Genomic DNA, 16,171 nt, shown 5'->3' on the forward strand with positions numbered 1-16,171 from the left:
ATATGAATAGTGCCAAGGCGGAATCAGCTTTCAGCAAAAGGACCATCGCCGCAGCATTAGCAAATTACATTGATGCGGGTTCCATTGTGGCAGGATCAGCGGGTTTATCTATGTGGGTCAGCTACTTGAAGCTGTCCGACAGCCAGATCGGATTGCTCGGCGCCTTCAGCGCAAACGCGATATCAGCGGCCATCGGAGCGCTGCTCGGCGGGTATTTGGCTGATAAGGTCGGCCGAAAAGCTGTATACACAAACAGTATGCTCGTCTACGCCTTAGGAATTTGTTTGGTTTTGTTTGGATTTAACTTTCCCATGCTGTTATGCGGATACATGATTATCGGGATTTCTGTAGGCGCGGATATTACGGCTTCATGGACCATTATCGCGGAAAACGCCCCTGAGAAAAACCGGGCGAGGCATTGCGGAGTGGCGCAGGTGGCGTGGGCCGCAGGAGCCGTTGTGGTTCTGCTGTTATCCGTTTTGGTCGGTGACCTCGGGCTTTTAGGAAATAAAATTGTCTTTGCGCATCTATTGGTGATCGCCCTGATCACATATGTGATAAGAAAGCGTTTACCTGAGTCGGATGCCTGGAAAAACAGTGAAGATCGGCCTGCCGCCGTGAAAAAAACATCTTATTTTGACCTGCTTCAGCCGAAATTTTTCAAGAACATTTTGTTTTTAATGGGTGTGTTTCTCGTATGGAATCTCGCAGCGGGCGTCATGGGATTCTTCATGCCGTACATCTACCAGCAGGTCGGCGGCGTATCCGCAAATACGGCCAACATTCTGCAGATGGCCCTGTTTATCTTCACCGGGCTCGGCGTCGCCTGTATCTTCATGCCTTTCGCAGATAAATATCGGAAAACGGTGTTCGGAATCTGCGCATGTATGGCCGTTGTCGGCTGGTCGCTGTTTTTACTGCCGTTTCAGGGACTCCCGATGCTGCTTTTGTTTGTTTTAACGATCGGCATCAATAACGGAGCCGGCCAGCAGGCGAACTACCAGCTGTGGGCAAGCGAGCTGTTCCCGACAGAACACAGAGCGTCAGCACAAGGGCTCATGTTCTTTCTCGTCCGTATTTCAATCGGCATTTGGAGTTTATTTGTGCCGGTCATCATGTCACAATTCGGCATCGGTTTTATGGCCGGTATTCTGCTCATATGTGTGACGGCCAGTATGATCATCGGGCTTGTCTTCGCGCCGAATACGTCCGGCAAGTCGCTTGAACAAATACAGGAGGAACTGTACGGTGCTCCTCAGGACGGCAGCGGGAAAAGAAAGACGAGAACCATTATTTGATTATCAGAAGGAGTGGCGATCAATGAATTTACGTATAGGTGTTATCGGAACCGGTGCTATCGGAAAAGAGCACATCAACCGCATCACAAATAAGCTGTCCGGAGCGGAAATTACCGCTGTCACAGATGTGAATCAGGAGGCCGCGCAGCAGACCGTTCAGGATTTCAATTTGAACGCCTCCGTTTATCCTGATGACGACAGCCTCCTCGCTGCTGAAAATGTGGATGCCGTCTTAGTGACAAGCTGGGGCCCGGCTCACGAGTCCAGCGTTTTGAAAGCGATTCAGCACGGCAAGCACGTGTTTTGTGAAAAGCCGCTTGCGACAACGGCAGAAGGCTGTATGCGGATTGTCGAGGAAGAAATGAAGACGGGAAAACGATTGGTGCAGGTAGGTTTCATGCGCAGGTATGACAGCGGTTACGTTCAGCTGAAAGAAGCGATTGACAACCGCGTGGTCGGCGAGCCGCTCATGATTCACTGTGCGCACCGCAACCCGACAGTCGCATCGAATTATTCAACGGACATGGCCGTCGTCGATACGCTCGTTCATGAAATTGATGTCCTCCACTGGCTCGTCAATGACGACTATGAATCCGTACAGGTGATCTATCCGAAGAAATCAAAAAATGCGCTGCCGCATCTGAAAGATCCGCAGATGGTCATCATCGAAACAAAAGGCGGCATCGTCATCAATGCCGAAATCTACGTGAACTGTAAATACGGCTATGACATTCAATGTGAAATCGTCGGGGAAGACGGCATTATCAAGCTTCCGGAACCATCAAGCATCAGCTTGAGAAAAGAAGGGAAATTCAGCACCGATATCCTGATGGATTGGCAGCGCCGATTTGTGGCTGCGTATGATGTGGAAATTCAAGACTTCATTGATTCGATCCGGAATAAAGGCGAAGTCAGCGGTCCGACGGCATGGGACGGTTATATTGCCGCGGTAACAACTGACGCGTGCGTAAAAGCTCAGGAATCCGGACAGAAAGAGCCTGTGGCGCTGCAAGAGAAACCGGCATTCTACCAATCATTTACGACTGTGAACAAATAATAGATCGGGAGTGAAAGAAATGAAACTGGCCTTAGATCCCTCCATGTACCGCGATGATTTAACGTTAGAAGAAATGGTCTATAAAACGGCGGAACTCGGATACGAATATATCGAACTGTCTCCGCGCGAGGATTTTTGTCCTTTCTACAAATATCCGAAAGTCGATTCAGCAAAAATCAAACAATTGAAGCGCCTTTTAAAGGATACAGGTGTGAAGCTGTCTTCTCTTCTTCCGCTTTACCACTGGGCGGGTCCTGATGAAGACCGTCGTCAGGCCGCCGTGCGCAACTGGAAACGGGCGATCGAAATTGCGGTTGAACTTGAAGTGGATTTGATGAACAGTGAATTCAGCGGTTCAAAATATGATCCTTTGACAAGTGAAGAAAAATTCATCAAATCCATGGATGAACTGCTGCCCGTCTTTGAAAAAGAAGGCGTTAAACTCAATCTGCAGGCTCATCCATACGATTTTATCGAAACGCACAAAGGGGCGATGGATATGATCCGCGCGCTTGACAAGGATTGGATCAATCTTGTCTACTCGACTGCGCATACGTTCTTCTATGATGACGGAAAAGGCGATATTGCGACCATGTTTGATGAAGCCGGCGACCGCCTCACACATGTTTTATTTGCAGATACTTTTAATCATAAAGCGGCGCATGGCCTGCGCTACATCGTCAACCCGCCTGACGCGAAAGTAACGGTTCACCAGCATTTGGACATCGGGCAAGGCGAGGTTGATTTTGAAACGATTTTCAGAAAGATGAGAGAGATGAAATTCGACGGAATTGCGACGAACGCCGTTTTTGCTTGGGTCGGCGAAAGAGCGGATGAATCAAGCCGGACCACGCTTAAGAAATTAAAGGAAGAATTAGGTATGGCATAAGCTGAGTATGGAGTTCGGCGGAGCGGGGCAAAAAAGCCCTCCAGCCGGACTCCCTTCATATCGAAAACGCGGATGGGAGAGGCTGACATGAAACTTTGCTTTAATGAAGCGACTACGCTGGAGAATTCAAACCTGAAACAGGATTTAGAACTGTGCGAAAAGCACGGCTATGATTATATTGAAATCCGCACAATGGATAAACTGCCGGAATACTTAAAAGACCATTCACTGGCCGATCTGGCGGAATATTTTCGCACCCATCACATTAAACCGCTTGCCCTGAACGCACTGGTTTTCTTCAACAACCGTGATGAGAAGGGCTATAGGGAGATCATTTCGGAATTCAAAAGCATGATGGAAACCTGCAGGACGCTCGGCGTGAAATATGTGGTGGCCGTGCCGCTTGTGACAGAGCGGAAGATCTTGAAAGAAGAGATCAAAAAGAGCAGCATAGAGGTGCTGACTGAGCTTTCGGACATCGCGGAGCCGTACGGCGTAAACATTGCCCTTGAATTTGTCGGCCACCCGCAATGTACGGTCAATACATTTGAACAGGCGTATGACATCGTGAACGCTGTCGGCCGCGATAATGTCGGACTGGTGTTTGACAGCTTCCATTTCCACGCGATGGGCTCCAATATTGAGAGCTTGAAGCAGGCGGACGGAAAGAAAATTTTCATCTATCATATCGACGATACAGAAGACTTTCCGATCGGCTTTTTAACAGATGAAGACCGCGTCTGGCCTGGACAGGGTGCGATTGACTTAGACGCCCATCTGTCAGCGTTAAAAGAAATCGGATTCAATGATGTTGTCTCCGTAGAGCTGTTCAGACCTGAATATTATAAGCTGACTGCGGAGGAAACGATCAAAACGGCAAAGGAAACAACGGAAGCCGTCGTATCAAAATACTTCATGAAGGAGGCGTGAACATGGCTTTTGTCACCATGAAACATCTTCTTGCAGAAGCGAAACGGGAGCATTATGCAGTCGGCCAATTTAATATCAACGGCCTCCAATGGACGAAGGCGATTCTGCAAGCGGCGCAAAAGGAGCAATCGCCGGTCATCGCCGCGGCTTCCGATCGTCTGGTCGACTATTTAGGCGGATTTAAAACGATTTCCGCCATGGTCGGCGCGTTAATGGAAGAAATGGCGATTACCGTTCCCGTCGTGCTCCATCTTGATCACGGAAGCAGTGCGGAACGCTGCAGACAGGCCATTGACGCCGGATTCAGCTCAGTGATGATTGACGGCTCCCATCATCCGATTGATGAGAACATCGCGATGACAAAAGAAGTCGCCGATTATGCGGCTAAGCACGGCGCCTCAGTAGAAGCAGAAGTCGGCACGGTCGGCGGTATGGAAGACGGGCTGGTCGGCGGGGTCCGCTATGCCGATGTCGCCGAATGTGAGCGGATCGTCAAAGAAACCAATATCGACGCGCTGGCCGCCGCCCTCGGCTCCGTCCACGGCAAATATCAAGGTGAACCGAATCTCGGATTTAAAGAAATGGAGGCTATCTCCCGCATGACTGATATTCCTCTCGTTCTTCACGGAGCATCCGGGATTCCGCAGGAACAGATCAAAAAAGCCATCACGCTCGGCCACGCGAAAATCAATATCAACACGGAATGTATGGTCGCCTGGACAGAAGAAACACGCCGCATGTTTCAGAAAAACGGTGATCTGTACGAACCGCGCGGCTACATGACACCCGGCATTGAAGCCGTGGAAGAGACAGTGCGAAGCAAAATGAGAGAGTTCGGATCAGCCGGTAAAGCTGTAAAACAGCAGGTCGGCTGATGAGAACGGAAACCGCCAAGGTGGCGGTTTTTTTGTGCGGTGTTGCGCCCGTACGCCCGAAACGATTATGATGATGGCAGCAGTGTAAGAAACGGGAGTGGTTCAGTTTGAATAAAATCATGATTGTGGAAGATAGTGAAGACATTCGCGGACTATTGCAGAATTACCTTGAAAAATACGGATATCAAACCGTGGCCGCTGCGGATTTCACGGCTGTTCTTGATGTTTTTTTGCGGGAAAAGCCTGATGTGGTGCTGCTTGATATCAATCTGCCGTCTTATGACGGCTATTATTGGTGCCGCCAGATCCGCCAGCATTCTACAAGCCCGATCATTTTCATCTCAGCCAGAAGCGGGGAAATGGATCAGGTGATGGCGATTGAAAACGGCGGAGATGATTATATCGAAAAACCGTTTTCCTACGATATTGTGCTGGCGAAAATCAAAAGCCAGATCCGCAGGGCATACGGAGAGTACGCCGCCAAGCAGGGTGAGAAAGTGGTTGAATATGCCGGTGTGCAGCTCTTTGTGGAACGGTTTGAACTGCGCTTTCAGGACGAAAAAAGCGAGCTTTCTAAAAAAGAAAGCAAGCTTTTGGAAGTGCTGCTGGAGCGGGGAGAAAAGGTGACGGGAAGAGACCGGCTCATGGAAAAAACGTGGGACACCGATATTTTCGTCGATGATAATACGCTTAACGTGTATATCACGCGGCTCAGAAAAAAATTGCGGGAGCTGAACGCGCCTGTTTCCATTGAATCGGTGCGGGGCGAAGGCTACCAGCTGAGGGCGCTGTCATGAAGCTGTTTCTCCGGTCTCATGCCGTGCTGATTCTGCTTTTTCTCCTTCAAGGGCTGTTTGTTTTCTTTTATTACTGGTTTGCGGGTCTTCATTCTTTTGCCCACCTGTTTTACATATTGGGCGTGCAGCTTCTTATTTTGGCGGGATATCTTGCCTATCGCTGGTACAAAGACCGCGGTGTGTATCATTGGCTCAGCTCGGAGCAGGAAGGGACGGACATCCCGTATCTCGGTTCTTCAGTGTTTTGTTCAGAGCTGTATGAAAAGCAGATGGAGCTGACCCGGATGCAGCACCAGAAGCTCCATGAGACCGAAGCCAAGCTTGACGCGCGGGTGACGTATATGAACCAATGGGTGCACCAAGTAAAAACGCCGCTGTCGGTCATTAATTTAATCATTCAGGAAGAGGATGAGCCCGTCTTTGAACAAATCAAAAAAGAGGTCCGGCAGATTGAATTCGGGCTGGAGACGCTTCTTTATTCTTCAAGGCTCGACCTGTTTGAGCGGGATTTTAAAGTTGAAGCGGTTTCCTTATCAGAGCTTCTCCAATCGGTCATTCAAAGCTATAAACGATTTTTTATTCAATACCGCGTCTATCCGAAAATGGATATTCGCGATGATCATCAGATTTACACCGATGCGAAATGGCTCAAATTTGCGATCGGCCAAGTGGTCACAAATGCGGTCAAGTATTCGGCAGGCAAGAGTGACAGACTTGAGCTGAATGTCTTCCGCGATGAAGACAGGACGGTGCTTGAAGTCAAAGATTACGGTGTCGGCATTCCCTCGCAAGATATCAAGCGGGTGTTTGACCCTTATTACACCGGCGAAAACGGACGGCGTTTCCAAGAATCTACGGGAATCGGCCTTCATCTCGTCAAAGAAATTACGGGCAAGCTTAATCATACGGTGGACATCACTTCGTCCTCCGGTGAAGGGACATCGGTCCGATTTTCATTTCTTACAAAAATGTAAGGCTGCGTTAAGAAAACAACATAGCTCGTTTTGTTTCCCCTTGATAACATGGATTTATGTCAAGGGGATTTTTATGTTAAATGCCCCGGCACTACATGAAAGCAGCCCAGACCAACAAGAATAAAACCATAAGGAGGATTTTCATGGCGAATATGCTTGAAGTCAAACATATAAATAAAACCTATAAAGGACAAGTGTCCTATCAAGCTTTAAAACAAATTTCGTTTTCAATAGAAGAAGGCGGGTTCACGGCGGTGATGGGACCGTCCGGCTCCGGAAAAACAACGCTTTTGAATATCATTTCAACGATCGACCGGCCGGATTCAGGCGATATCCTGATTCACGGAGAAAACCCGCACCGGCTGAAGCGGACAAAGCTCGCTCATTTCCGCCGCAAGCAGCTCGGATTTGTGTTTCAGGATTTCAACCTTCTGGACACACTGACAATCGGTGAAAATATCATGCTGCCGTTAACGCTTGAAAAAGAAGCGCCGTCTGTCATGGAAGAAAAACTGCACTGCATCGCGGCAAAGCTCGGAATTGAAGACCTGCTCAACAAACGGACGTTTGAAGTATCCGGCGGACAGCGCCAGCGGGCCGCCATCGCAAGAGCGGTCATTCATAAGCCGTCACTCATTCTGGCCGATGAACCGACGGGAAACCTTGATTCCAAAGCGTCAAAAGACGTCATGGAAACGATGCAGAGCCTGAATCAGGATGATCATATCACGGCTTTGATGGTGACCCATGATCCGGTTGCGGCAAGCTACTGCCGCCGCGTCATCTTTATAAAAGACGGCGAACTGTTTAATGAGATTTACCGCGGGGAAAACCGCCAAGTCTTTTATGAGCAGATTCTTGATGTGCTGTCTATGCTGGGGGGAAACGCAAATGACCTTTCTTCAGTTCGCTTATAAAAACGTCACGAGAAACAAAAGGGCCTATCTTGCTTTCTTTTTAAGCAGCGCTTTTTCCGTTTTGATTTTCTTTACCTTTGCGATGTTCCTGTTTCATCCGGCACTAAAGGAAGGCTACCTGAATAACATCGCCAGAAAAGGCTTAACCGCTGCGGAATGGATGATCTTTGTTTTTTCTTTCTTATTTGTTCTGTATTCGGTTAACGCATTTTTGAAATCGAGAAATAAAGAATTCGGCATCCTGCTGATGCAGGGTATTACGCCGGTGCAGCTGAGAAAGCTCATTACGGCGGAAAACATGATCATCGGCGTCATGTCGATCGCAGCGGGGATTATCGGAGGCTTCATTTTTTCGAAAACGTTCTTTACGGTCGGCGCTTATATTTTAGAAATGGACGCGCTGCCTCTGTACATGCCTTGGAAAGCGCTCGGCATTACGGCCGGCGGATTTCTGCTCTTATTTTTCCTTTTATCGCAGTTCACGATCCTTTTTGTCAGATCAAATACGGTGATCAAATTAATAAAGGGCACTGACAAGATCAAGCCGGAGCCGAAGCCGTCCGTGCTTCTGTCTATATTCGGCATCGCCTGCCTGTGCGGCGGGTACGGCATGGTTCTGAAAGGCAATGTCCACGGGACTCAACCGTTCATCATTTTACTGCTTACCGTCATCGGTACGTATTTCTTTTTCAGCCAAAGCAGCATCTGGATTCTGCGCGCGCTGAAGAAGTGGAAAACCTTTTATCTGCGCGGGAAAAATGTCATTTGGGTTTCTGATCTTGTTTATCGTTTAAAAGACAACGCCCGCCTGTTCTTTATCGTCAGCATTATTTCCGCGGTAGCGTTTACGGCGACAGGCGTGCTCGCGATGTACAAATCGACCGTCGGGGCGGAAGAGTCCGCCTATGAGATGGAGTATGTATCTTTCAGCAATAATCCAAAAGAACAGACTCATTTGAAAGATATTGACCATGAACTGAAAACACACGGCTTTACGTATAAGAAAGACAAAATAAATGTTTCCTATGTCCGCTATCAGGAAGGAGAAACTGTTCCCCCTGTTTACATGATCAGCGAATCGGAGGCGGCGAAGTACTTCCATGTTAATCTAAACGGCCTGAAACATGGCGAGGCCGTCTATTTCCCGGGCACGTATGACCGGAATTTCAAAAACGAAGCGCCGGATCAGCTGAAGCTGCTGAACCAAAAAGGCAAGCCGTCTGACAAAAAACTGTCGGTAAAAGAAGTCAAAAAACCGCTGATCTCATTGAATGCCATCATCGCGGTGAACGATCAAACCTTTGATCAGCTGAAATCACTCGGTGAGAAAGCGTCATTATACGGCTACAGCTATGATCATTGGAAAGACAGTCTTGGGATCAGCCAATCCTTGAAAAATGAGATTTACGGCAACTATATCGACGTCCATTCTGATTTTATGGCAAAAGCCGGCACCTACTATGATACGGTGCAGCTGCCGAGCCTGAGTTTATTCATCGGCCTGTTTATCGCGATCGTCTTCTTTGTCGCGGCAGCAAGTTTCTTATATTTCAGGCTGTTCACCGATTTAGATGAAGACAGGGAGCGCTACCGTTCATTGGCCAAAATCGGCCTGAGTGAGCGTGAAATGGCACAAAGCGTGACGATACAATTGGCGATTTTGTTCTTCTTCCCATTTGTCATTGCCGTCATGCATACGCTGTTTGCCTTGAGAACATTGGCCGTGGAAGGCTATTCCGATGTAGCGGGGCCGCTCAGTTTCACTATCGGAGGGTTTTTCATTTTTCAGCTTCTGTTCTTCCTCACAGTGCGGTCAAGCTATTTGAAAAAAATGAATAAGTAAGGGGAGTGCAAAGATGAAAAAAGCATTGGCAATCCTGGCCGTCTTGGCGGCCGCTGCCGTCATATACGGACTTCTCTTTTTTCATAATGATGTTACAGACAGATTTAATCCGTTTATTCACCAGCAAGATGTTTATGTACAGATTGATCGAGATGGCAAACATCTTAGCCCGGGCGGTACTGAGTATACATTAGACGGATATAACGCATCCGGGAAAAAAGAAGAAGTGACCTTTTTCGCCGGGAAAGACCTTCGGAAGAACGCGTATTTGAAGGTGAAGGCGAAAGGAAAGTATGTCGAGACCTGGGAAGAAGTCAGATTTGAAGATATGCCGGGCTCCGTACAGTCAAAATTAAAGTGAACAGGAAAAACGGCACAGTGTCATGACTGTGCCGCTTTTTTTATTTTTTATTTTCTTCAGCCCGTTTGATCAGCATGTCGGTGATGATATCCATCTGTTTGCTGACGGCAATCGGGTCATACGGATAGAAGGTGTTGAAATCGTTGATAAAGACACGATTGTGTTTTACGGCATCGAGATTTTTCCAAACGGATGAATCTTTCAGACGCTCAAATGTTTTGCTTTCTCCATTCGGATTGTAATCAGTAATGAACATATAATCAGCCGCATATTGAGGGATGACCTCTTGGGAAACCTGTTTCATGGCGCCTGTTTTCATGATGTTTTTTTCAATTTTGGCCGGCGCTTTCAATCCGAGCGCGTTATAAACGGCTTGGCCGCCGCGGCCGGAATTGTCATTGAAAACCCAGATCTCGCCTTTATCCGTCGTTTCATAAAGGCCGACTGTCTCGTCTTTGCCGATCACGTTTTTGAGGCGCTTTTGATTCGCTTCGGCTTTTTTGTTGAAGTCTGCCATAAAGCTTTTGGCTTTATCCTTCGCCCCGGCAATGTCGCCGAATAGGCTGACCGTATCTTTCGTATTCTTTGCGGTGTTAAAAGGAATGACAATCGTCGGTGCGATTTTCGATAGTTTCTCGTATTGGTCTTCCTTCATCAGCACGATTAAATCAGGCTTCAGCTGCATCACTTTCTCCACATTGACGGGATTGCCGATGTCAGTAATGTTTTTCAGCTGTTTTTTGATAAACGGATTTTTGAAAGTCCATGAGCCCGCCCCGACGACATTTGCGTCAACGGACAGCAGCTCACCCGCATAAAAGTCAGTGACGATCCGTTTCGGATGTGCGGGTATGTCAATATTTCCTTTTGTTGATTCATATGTACGCATGTCTGTCTTTCCTTTGCCTGATGCCGATCCGTTGTTTTCCTTCGCGCCGCTGCAAGCGCTTAATGCGAAAACAAGCAGAAGTGCCAGGCCGATCAGCCATGATTGTTTCTTCATAATGATCCCCCTATTTCAGTGATAATGATTATCATTATTAATATAGCAGGAAGACGTCATTCCGTCTATATTTTTTATAGAAAACCTTCCTTGATTATCCATGTTATAGTAGTAAAGGAGGAGGAATGAATGTTGATTACGAAAAGAGGGACTTGGTGGGAAGTGCTGCACAGCTGGTGGCTGCTGCTGACTTTTGCGCCGTTTGCGCTGACCGCTTTCTTGGCCTTTTTCTATATCGGCTACCGGGCTAAGAACAAAAAATGGCTGAAATACGGACTTATCTATTTTATTATTTTAGCAATTGCTTTTGTGCTGCCGAGCACGCCGGGCGTGTATATCGTGCTGCCTTTATGGGTCATCTCCATCATCCACGGGCTGAAAGTGCGGGCGGCTTATTTGATACAGCTTGATGTGTTTAAACAAAACGTCGAAGCAAGAGCGTTTGAAGCGGTAAGGCATGAGGCGGAAGCAAAATTCGGCGGAAAACCCGCTCATCGCATTGATCTGACAAAACAGAGATAAAAACAAATGACAAAGCCGGTATCTCGCGCTTTGTCATTTGCATGACCGGCCTATTGCTGGTATGAATGCTGCTGAAACGGTGTGTGATGCTGTGTTTGCGGGAATGAAGAAACATTAGCGTTTGCCATCGGTGCAGGCATGTGTCCGCTTACTTCCTGCTGAAGCTGATTGCACACATTCACGATTTGCTGGCATTTCTGAATGGCCGCTTCATGCCCCTGCAGCGCTTGCTGAATGGTATGAACGGCATGCTGTTCATGGTTAAGCATCTGCTGAAGCATTTGAATGTTTTGCTGTTCCTGCTGGAGCATTTGCTTGTACTGCTGACTGCTTTGCTGTGTCTGCTGAATAAGCTGCTGTGCTGTTTGGCGGCATTGCTGCAGCTGATTTCCGCTGTATTGGTTTTGATACATCATGAAGACCTCCTGGAGTGATTGATTTTACACATTTATCATGTGAAAGAATAGGAGAGGCATTCATGGAAGAAAAGGATTCAAATATTTACCTGTTATGTACAGAGCGGAATACAAGGCTCGGGATGGCCTGTCGAGCTTTGTATTCCGGCCCTTTTTCTCAGAAGCCGCCTTCTGTAGCGTGAAAAGGAATATTGAGTCTGTTTTCGACTGCGCGCAGGCGCTGATTCAAACGGTTTAAGCGGCGGGTATGGATTTCAATGGACTGGCTCAGCCGTCTGATCTGCTCATTCATACGCGTGATTTCCCGGTTTTGGCGCTGGTCTTCTTGTGAGAGGCGGGTGAGCTCTCTCGTTTGCTCGGCGTTTTGTCTTTCAAGCTGGGCGACTCTCCGTTCTAAACCTGTCGGCTGCCGCTCTTCGGACTGAGGGGGCGCATAATAATAGCTTTCCTGCTGCTGATACGGCTCATACTCAACGCGGTTCACTTCGTATTCCTGCTGCTGAGGGAAATAGGCAGGCGGGGTGTAGTACTGATATGGGTTCATTCATCATTCTCCTTATCTAGTGAAGTCTTTATACACTATGTAGTCAATTGCACAGTGCCACGGCATCCGCCTAAGTTACAGGCGTAAAAAAGCTTCAAAGGAAGGTGATCATGTTGCGGAACATACGGATTTTCATCATGACGGTTCTTGTTTTCGGATGCGTCATGATAACAGGCTGCTCGCAAAAGAAAGCAGACGATACCCCTTTTTATTACGGGACATGGGATGCAGGGCTGAAGCCGGGCCCGATGGACGGGGTCAGATCTGAAACCGTCACGTTTACGAAAGACAGCGTGCTGACAAAGCAGGTCATTCAAGGCCGCGGCGAGGTTGCCATGCCCTCAGATGTGTACAAGGTGATCTCACAAAACACGGACGGGACGATCGAGATTGAATACCTCGGCCATCCGCACCCCGTCAAAAGCACGTTGAAAAGAGGAAAAAACGGTACGCTCATTTGGAAGATATACGGAGAAACAAAAACAATGACAAGAATAAAAACCGGCGGGGAGGATGCACATGAGAAATAAGGCTGCCGACAGACTCGTTTTGACGGGTGTCATCGTACATATCATTCAATGGTTTTCACTGTTATGGTTATTTTTTATGCTTTTTGATCAGTTCGGGCGTTTTACCATTTACAATCCCAATGTCGTCAACGGAAGCATGCAGTCTTTTTCATTCTTTGATATGATGCGCGCTCTTCTGTTTTCCGGCACGCTGCGGAATACGCTCCTGCTGTTTCTGTTTGCGGCAATGCTCATTTACTTGTGGGTGAACGCTCTGTTTATCCTGCTGGAAATCGTTTCTTATATCATGATCAGGCGGAACAGCCGTTCATTATGGGCATACTTTCCCGCAGCGATGGGAATAAAGCTTGCCCTTCTGGACATAGCGGCCGTCCCTTTCTTTGCGGCGGGGCTGATGCTCTTGAAGCAGAAAACAGATGACGGCGGCGAACAAGCTGACAAGGGGAAAAGACGGCCCCGCATCCGGAGGCAGGCCCGGTTTACGAAGAGAAGGCGGAGAAACTCGTCCGTTTGATTTTTCATTGAAACGAAAAAACGATATGATGAAAGCATAAGAAGAAAAGGATACAAAGGAGATGCAGGATGTACAAGTTAATCGCAATAGATATGGACGGAACACTACTAAACGATCATCATGAAGCGACGGCTGAAGTCCGCGGGGCGCTTGATGCCGCCAAAGCGGAAGGGGTCAATATCGTCCTGTGCACGGGCCGGCCGATCGGCGGCGTGCGTCGGTATTTGGAAGAGCTGAACTTACAGGAAGAAGGCGACTTTGTGATTGCCTATAACGGCGCACTCGTCCAAAATACGTATACAAACGGTGTCGTGGCCGAGCAGTCATTAGGTTATGAGGATTTGAAGTCGCTTTACGAGCTGAGCTTACAGCTGGATACTCCGATGCATTACTTTGACACAGCCAATCTGTACACGCCGAACCGGGATATCAGTGAATACACGGTATACGAATCATACATTACGAAAGTGCCGCTTCATTTCCGCACGATCGATGAAGTGCCGAAGGATATTCTGATTCCGAAAGTCATGTTCATTGACGATCCGGACAAGCTGGAGAAAGCGATCGCTTCCATTCCGGAATCATTCAAGGAAACATACACAATGGTCAAAAGCGCGCCATTCTTCCATGAGATTCTTCACCCGAAAGTCAGTAAAGGACACGCAGTCAAGCTGCTGGCCGAAAAACTCGGCATTGAACAGAAAGACGTCATGGCAATCGGCGATAACGGCAACGACATGTCCATGATTCAGTGGGCCGGCTGCGGTGTGGCAATGGCCAATGCCATCCCGGAAGTAAGGGAGATAGCTGATTTTGAAACGAAATCAAATAACGAACACGGCGTGGCGCATGCGATTCAGGAGCTTGTGCTGAAAAAATAGGCACCCCATCAGAGGGTGCTTTTTTACCGCGTGTTTTGGTGATATGATAAGCGGAGAGGGGAGGCGCGACATGGATCGTGAAAAACAGCAGCTCAGCATAGAAGCGGCAAAACTATATTATCAATCAGATTACAGCCAGCAGCAGATCGCCGAACGGCTTGATCTGTCACGCCCCACCGTTTCAAGGCTGCTTCAGTACGCAAAGGAAAAAGGGTATGTTCAAATTCGCGTCATGGACCCGTTTGAGGATCTGGACGAACTCGGCGCGAAGCTGGAAGAAAAATACGGGCTGCTTGAGGCGCACGTCGTCTTTTCTCCAAGCGACGATTACCAGGCCATTACACATTACTTAAGCCGCTATGGCGCAGACTATATGCATAAAACCGTAAAGGACGGCGATATACTCGGCGTAAGCTGGGGGACGACGATGTACCAGATCGCAAGCCGCATGGAGCCGAAGCAGGTAAAGAGCGTTGAAGTCGTGCAGCTGAAAGGCGGCATCAGTCATTCCAATGTTAATACGTACTCGTCAGAAACGATTCAGCTGTTCGCCGAAGCATTTCAGACCATGCCGAGGTATTTACCGCTGCCGGTTATATTTGACAGCGCCGATGTGAAACAGATGGTCGAGCGGGACAGACATATTAAGCGGATCATTGAAATGGGCAGACAAGCCAATATCGCCCTGTTTACGGTCGGAACCGTCCGGGATGAGGCGCTGCTTTTCAGACTCGGCTATTTCCGGGAAGAAGAGAAACAATTGCTGAAAGCACGCGGAGTCGGCGATATTTGTTCGCGCTTTTTTGACGAGGAAGGCAGGATTTGCAGCAGCAGCATTAACGGCAGGACGATCGGAGTCGAGCTCAGCGACTTGAAAATGAAAGAGCGTTCGATTCTGGTGGCGGGCGGCAGCAGAAAATGCAAGGCCATTCACGGTGCCCTGAAAGGAAAGTACGCCAACGTTTTGATTACCGATCAGCATACGGCCAAAAAACTCATTCAAGAATTGTGACAATTCATGAACATAATTTCAATTACCAATTTACATATGTTCAAAATTCGGTTATTCTAAACGTATCCTAGGAAAAAGGAAGTGCATACAATGTCAATTGCAAGTCAAATAGACCATACTGCTTTGAAACCGCATACACAAAAAGCGGATATTTTACAACTGATAAAAGAAGCAAAAGAATATAAATTCGCTTCCGTTTGTGTAAACCCGACTTGGGTCAAACTCGCAGCGGAGGAACTGAAAGGCACTGGAGTTGACGTTTGCACCGTTATCGGATTTCCTCTCGGCGCCACGACATCGGAAACAAAAGCATTTGAAACGAAGGATGCCATCTCAAAAGGGGCAACTGAGGTTGACATGGTCATCAATATCGGTGCATTAAAAGACGGCGATGATGAAGCGGTTGAAGCTGATATCCGCGCGGTAGTTGAAGCATCTGATAAAAAAGCGCTCGTCAAAGTGATCATCGAAACATGCCTTTTAACAGATGAAGAAAAAGAGCGCGCGTGCCGCTTGGCGGTATCCGCAGGCGCAGATTTCGTCAAAACGTCTACCGGTTTTTCTACAGGCGGGGCAACGGCTGAAGATATCGCTCTTATGAGAAAAACAGTCGGACCGGACATCGGGGTCAAAGCATCAGGCGGCATCAGAACAAAAGCTGATGTTGACAGCATGATCGCTGCGGGCGCGAGCCGGATCGGCGCAAGTGCGGGCGTCTCTATCGTGAGCGGCGGAGACAGCGGCAGCAGCGACTATTAATCAGCAGTGCGGAAGCCGAAAGCTTCCGCCATCCTCTTTCTTTGTTGAT

General features: G+C 48.1%; 19 protein-coding genes. 16 read left to right on the forward strand and 3 right to left on the reverse strand.

Features of this window, described 5'->3' with window-relative positions:
- Positions 1-2: 2 nt before the first annotated feature.
- The 10 genes from BGM27_RS10650 to BGM27_RS10695 all read left to right on the forward strand — a co-directional run bounded on the left by BGM27_RS10650 (position 3) and on the right by BGM27_RS10695 (position 9,941).
- Positions 3-1,298 (forward strand): MFS transporter, encoded by a 1,296-nt coding sequence (locus tag BGM27_RS10650; protein WP_007407835.1) that lies wholly within the window; start codon positions 3-5, stop codon positions 1,296-1,298.
- A gap of 22 nt (positions 1,299-1,320) precedes the next feature.
- Positions 1,321-2,355, forward strand: coding sequence for a bifunctional inositol 2-dehydrogenase/D-chiro-inositol 1-dehydrogenase (gene iolG, locus BGM27_RS10655; RefSeq protein ID WP_015418570.1), 1,035 nt, complete (start codon positions 1,321-1,323; stop codon positions 2,353-2,355).
- A 19-nt stretch (positions 2,356-2,374) separates the two neighbouring features.
- On the forward strand, positions 2,375-3,244 hold the full coding sequence (locus tag BGM27_RS10660) for a sugar phosphate isomerase/epimerase family protein (RefSeq protein ID WP_007407833.1): 870 nt from the start codon (positions 2,375-2,377) through the stop codon (positions 3,242-3,244).
- 87 nt (positions 3,245-3,331) lie between these two features.
- Positions 3,332-4,174, forward strand: coding sequence for a 2-keto-myo-inositol isomerase (gene iolI / locus BGM27_RS10665; RefSeq protein ID WP_007407832.1), 843 nt, complete (start codon positions 3,332-3,334; stop codon positions 4,172-4,174).
- A 2-nt stretch (positions 4,175-4,176) separates the two neighbouring features.
- Positions 4,177-5,049, forward strand: coding sequence for a class II fructose-1,6-bisphosphate aldolase (gene fba / locus BGM27_RS10670; protein WP_007407831.1), 873 nt, complete (start codon positions 4,177-4,179; stop codon positions 5,047-5,049).
- Positions 5,050-5,156: 107 nt separating this feature from the next.
- Positions 5,157-5,846 carry a two-component system response regulator YxdJ gene (yxdJ, locus tag BGM27_RS10675; protein ID WP_004393241.1) on the forward strand — a complete coding sequence of 230 codons (690 nt, stop codon included), beginning with the start codon at positions 5,157-5,159 and terminating at the stop codon, positions 5,844-5,846.
- Positions 5,843-6,820, forward strand: a complete 978-nt coding sequence (gene yxdK, locus BGM27_RS10680) for a two-component system sensor histidine kinase YxdK (protein WP_007407828.1) — start codon at positions 5,843-5,845, stop codon at positions 6,818-6,820. The genes yxdJ and yxdK overlap by 4 nt, the downstream gene beginning before the upstream one ends.
- 143 nt (positions 6,821-6,963) lie before the next feature.
- Positions 6,964-7,737 (forward strand): ABC transporter ATP-binding protein YxdL, encoded by a 774-nt coding sequence (gene yxdL, locus BGM27_RS10685; RefSeq protein ID WP_020954377.1) that lies wholly within the window; start codon positions 6,964-6,966, stop codon positions 7,735-7,737.
- Positions 7,712-9,580, forward strand: coding sequence for an ABC transporter permease YxdM (gene yxdM / locus BGM27_RS10690; RefSeq protein ID WP_007407826.1), 1,869 nt, complete (start codon positions 7,712-7,714; stop codon positions 9,578-9,580). Before yxdL ends, yxdM begins: the two co-directional genes overlap by 26 nt.
- Before the next feature lie 13 nt (positions 9,581-9,593).
- The gene (locus tag BGM27_RS10695; protein WP_004393256.1) at positions 9,594-9,941 is read left to right on the forward strand and encodes a YxeA family protein; all 348 of its coding nucleotides are present in this window, start codon (positions 9,594-9,596) and stop codon (positions 9,939-9,941) included.
- Between the two features lie 40 nt (positions 9,942-9,981).
- Here BGM27_RS10695 and BGM27_RS10700 read toward each other — a convergent pair whose 3' ends face one another.
- Positions 9,982-10,944, reverse strand: a complete 963-nt coding sequence (locus BGM27_RS10700) for an iron-hydroxamate ABC transporter substrate-binding protein (protein ID WP_007407825.1) — start codon at positions 10,942-10,944, stop codon at positions 9,982-9,984.
- Positions 10,945-11,073: 129 nt separating this feature from the next.
- Between BGM27_RS10700 and BGM27_RS10705 the strand changes: the two genes are divergently transcribed.
- Positions 11,074-11,466, forward strand: a complete 393-nt coding sequence (locus tag BGM27_RS10705) for a hypothetical protein (RefSeq protein WP_007407824.1) — start codon at positions 11,074-11,076, stop codon at positions 11,464-11,466.
- A 50-nt stretch (positions 11,467-11,516) separates the two neighbouring features.
- On the opposite strand, the gene BGM27_RS10710 is transcribed toward BGM27_RS10705, so the two are convergent.
- Positions 11,517-11,879, reverse strand: a complete 363-nt coding sequence (locus BGM27_RS10710) for a hypothetical protein (protein WP_007407823.1) — start codon at positions 11,877-11,879, stop codon at positions 11,517-11,519.
- 160 nt (positions 11,880-12,039) lie between these two features.
- Positions 12,040-12,426 (reverse strand): hypothetical protein, encoded by a 387-nt coding sequence (locus BGM27_RS10715; protein WP_007407822.1) that lies wholly within the window; start codon positions 12,424-12,426, stop codon positions 12,040-12,042.
- A 110-nt stretch (positions 12,427-12,536) separates the two neighbouring features.
- Between BGM27_RS10715 and BGM27_RS10720 the strand changes: the two genes are divergently transcribed.
- The 5 genes from BGM27_RS10720 (at position 12,537) to deoC (ending at position 16,122) form a co-directional block, all read left to right on the forward strand.
- Positions 12,537-12,956: a lipocalin family protein gene (locus BGM27_RS10720; protein WP_007407821.1), complete on the forward strand. Its 420-nt coding sequence runs from the start codon at positions 12,537-12,539 to the stop codon at positions 12,954-12,956.
- The gene (locus tag BGM27_RS10725) at positions 12,946-13,470 is read left to right on the forward strand and encodes a hypothetical protein (RefSeq protein WP_007407820.1); all 525 of its coding nucleotides are present in this window, start codon (positions 12,946-12,948) and stop codon (positions 13,468-13,470) included. The genes BGM27_RS10720 and BGM27_RS10725 overlap by 11 nt, the downstream gene beginning before the upstream one ends.
- 68 nt (positions 13,471-13,538) lie before the next feature.
- Positions 13,539-14,351, forward strand: a complete 813-nt coding sequence (gene yidA / locus BGM27_RS10730; RefSeq protein ID WP_007407819.1) for a sugar-phosphatase — start codon at positions 13,539-13,541, stop codon at positions 14,349-14,351.
- Between the two features lie 70 nt (positions 14,352-14,421).
- On the forward strand, positions 14,422-15,363 hold the full coding sequence (locus tag BGM27_RS10735; protein WP_007407818.1) for a DNA-binding transcriptional repressor DeoR: 942 nt from the start codon (positions 14,422-14,424) through the stop codon (positions 15,361-15,363).
- 90 nt (positions 15,364-15,453) lie between these two features.
- Positions 15,454-16,122, forward strand: a complete 669-nt coding sequence (gene deoC, locus BGM27_RS10740) for a deoxyribose-phosphate aldolase (RefSeq protein WP_007407817.1) — start codon at positions 15,454-15,456, stop codon at positions 16,120-16,122.
- The last annotated feature ends 49 nt before the right edge of the window (positions 16,123-16,171 follow it).

This window comes from Bacillus sp. FJAT-27001 (assembly GCF_019039175.1).
Classification (GTDB): domain Bacteria; phylum Bacillota; class Bacilli; order Bacillales; family Bacillaceae; genus Bacillus; species Bacillus velezensis.

What these genes read in the sequence shown, in the direction of transcription:
- BGM27_RS10720 (WP_007407821.1), top strand. Translation starts at nt 12,537, where the DNA reads ATGTTGCGGAACATACGGATTTTCATCATGACGGTTCTTGTTTTCGGA.
- yxdL (WP_020954377.1), top strand. Translation starts at nt 6,964, where the DNA reads ATGGCGAATATGCTTGAAGTCAAACATATAAATAAAACCTATAAAGGA.
- BGM27_RS10725 (WP_007407820.1), top strand. Translation starts at nt 12,946, where the DNA reads ATGAGAAATAAGGCTGCCGACAGACTCGTTTTGACGGGTGTCATCGTA.
- BGM27_RS10650 (WP_007407835.1), top strand. Translation starts at nt 3, where the DNA reads ATGAATAGTGCCAAGGCGGAATCAGCTTTCAGCAAAAGGACCATCGCC.
- yidA (WP_007407819.1), top strand. Translation starts at nt 13,539, where the DNA reads ATGTACAAGTTAATCGCAATAGATATGGACGGAACACTACTAAACGAT.
- BGM27_RS10695 (WP_004393256.1), top strand. Translation starts at nt 9,594, where the DNA reads ATGAAAAAAGCATTGGCAATCCTGGCCGTCTTGGCGGCCGCTGCCGTC.
- deoC (WP_007407817.1), top strand. Translation starts at nt 15,454, where the DNA reads ATGTCAATTGCAAGTCAAATAGACCATACTGCTTTGAAACCGCATACA.
- BGM27_RS10660 (WP_007407833.1), top strand. Translation starts at nt 2,375, where the DNA reads ATGAAACTGGCCTTAGATCCCTCCATGTACCGCGATGATTTAACGTTA.
- iolG (WP_015418570.1), top strand. Translation starts at nt 1,321, where the DNA reads ATGAATTTACGTATAGGTGTTATCGGAACCGGTGCTATCGGAAAAGAG.
- BGM27_RS10705 (WP_007407824.1), top strand. Translation starts at nt 11,074, where the DNA reads ATGTTGATTACGAAAAGAGGGACTTGGTGGGAAGTGCTGCACAGCTGG.
- BGM27_RS10715 (WP_007407822.1), bottom strand. Translation starts at nt 12,426, where the DNA reads ATGAACCCATATCAGTACTACACCCCGCCTGCCTATTTCCCTCAGCAG.
- BGM27_RS10735 (WP_007407818.1), top strand. Translation starts at nt 14,422, where the DNA reads ATGGATCGTGAAAAACAGCAGCTCAGCATAGAAGCGGCAAAACTATAT.
- iolI (WP_007407832.1), top strand. Translation starts at nt 3,332, where the DNA reads ATGAAACTTTGCTTTAATGAAGCGACTACGCTGGAGAATTCAAACCTG.
- BGM27_RS10710 (WP_007407823.1), bottom strand. Translation starts at nt 11,879, where the DNA reads ATGTATCAAAACCAATACAGCGGAAATCAGCTGCAGCAATGCCGCCAA.
- yxdK (WP_007407828.1), top strand. Translation starts at nt 5,843, where the DNA reads ATGAAGCTGTTTCTCCGGTCTCATGCCGTGCTGATTCTGCTTTTTCTC.
- fba (WP_007407831.1), top strand. Translation starts at nt 4,177, where the DNA reads ATGGCTTTTGTCACCATGAAACATCTTCTTGCAGAAGCGAAACGGGAG.
- yxdM (WP_007407826.1), top strand. Translation starts at nt 7,712, where the DNA reads ATGACCTTTCTTCAGTTCGCTTATAAAAACGTCACGAGAAACAAAAGG.
- BGM27_RS10700 (WP_007407825.1), bottom strand. Translation starts at nt 10,944, where the DNA reads ATGAAGAAACAATCATGGCTGATCGGCCTGGCACTTCTGCTTGTTTTC.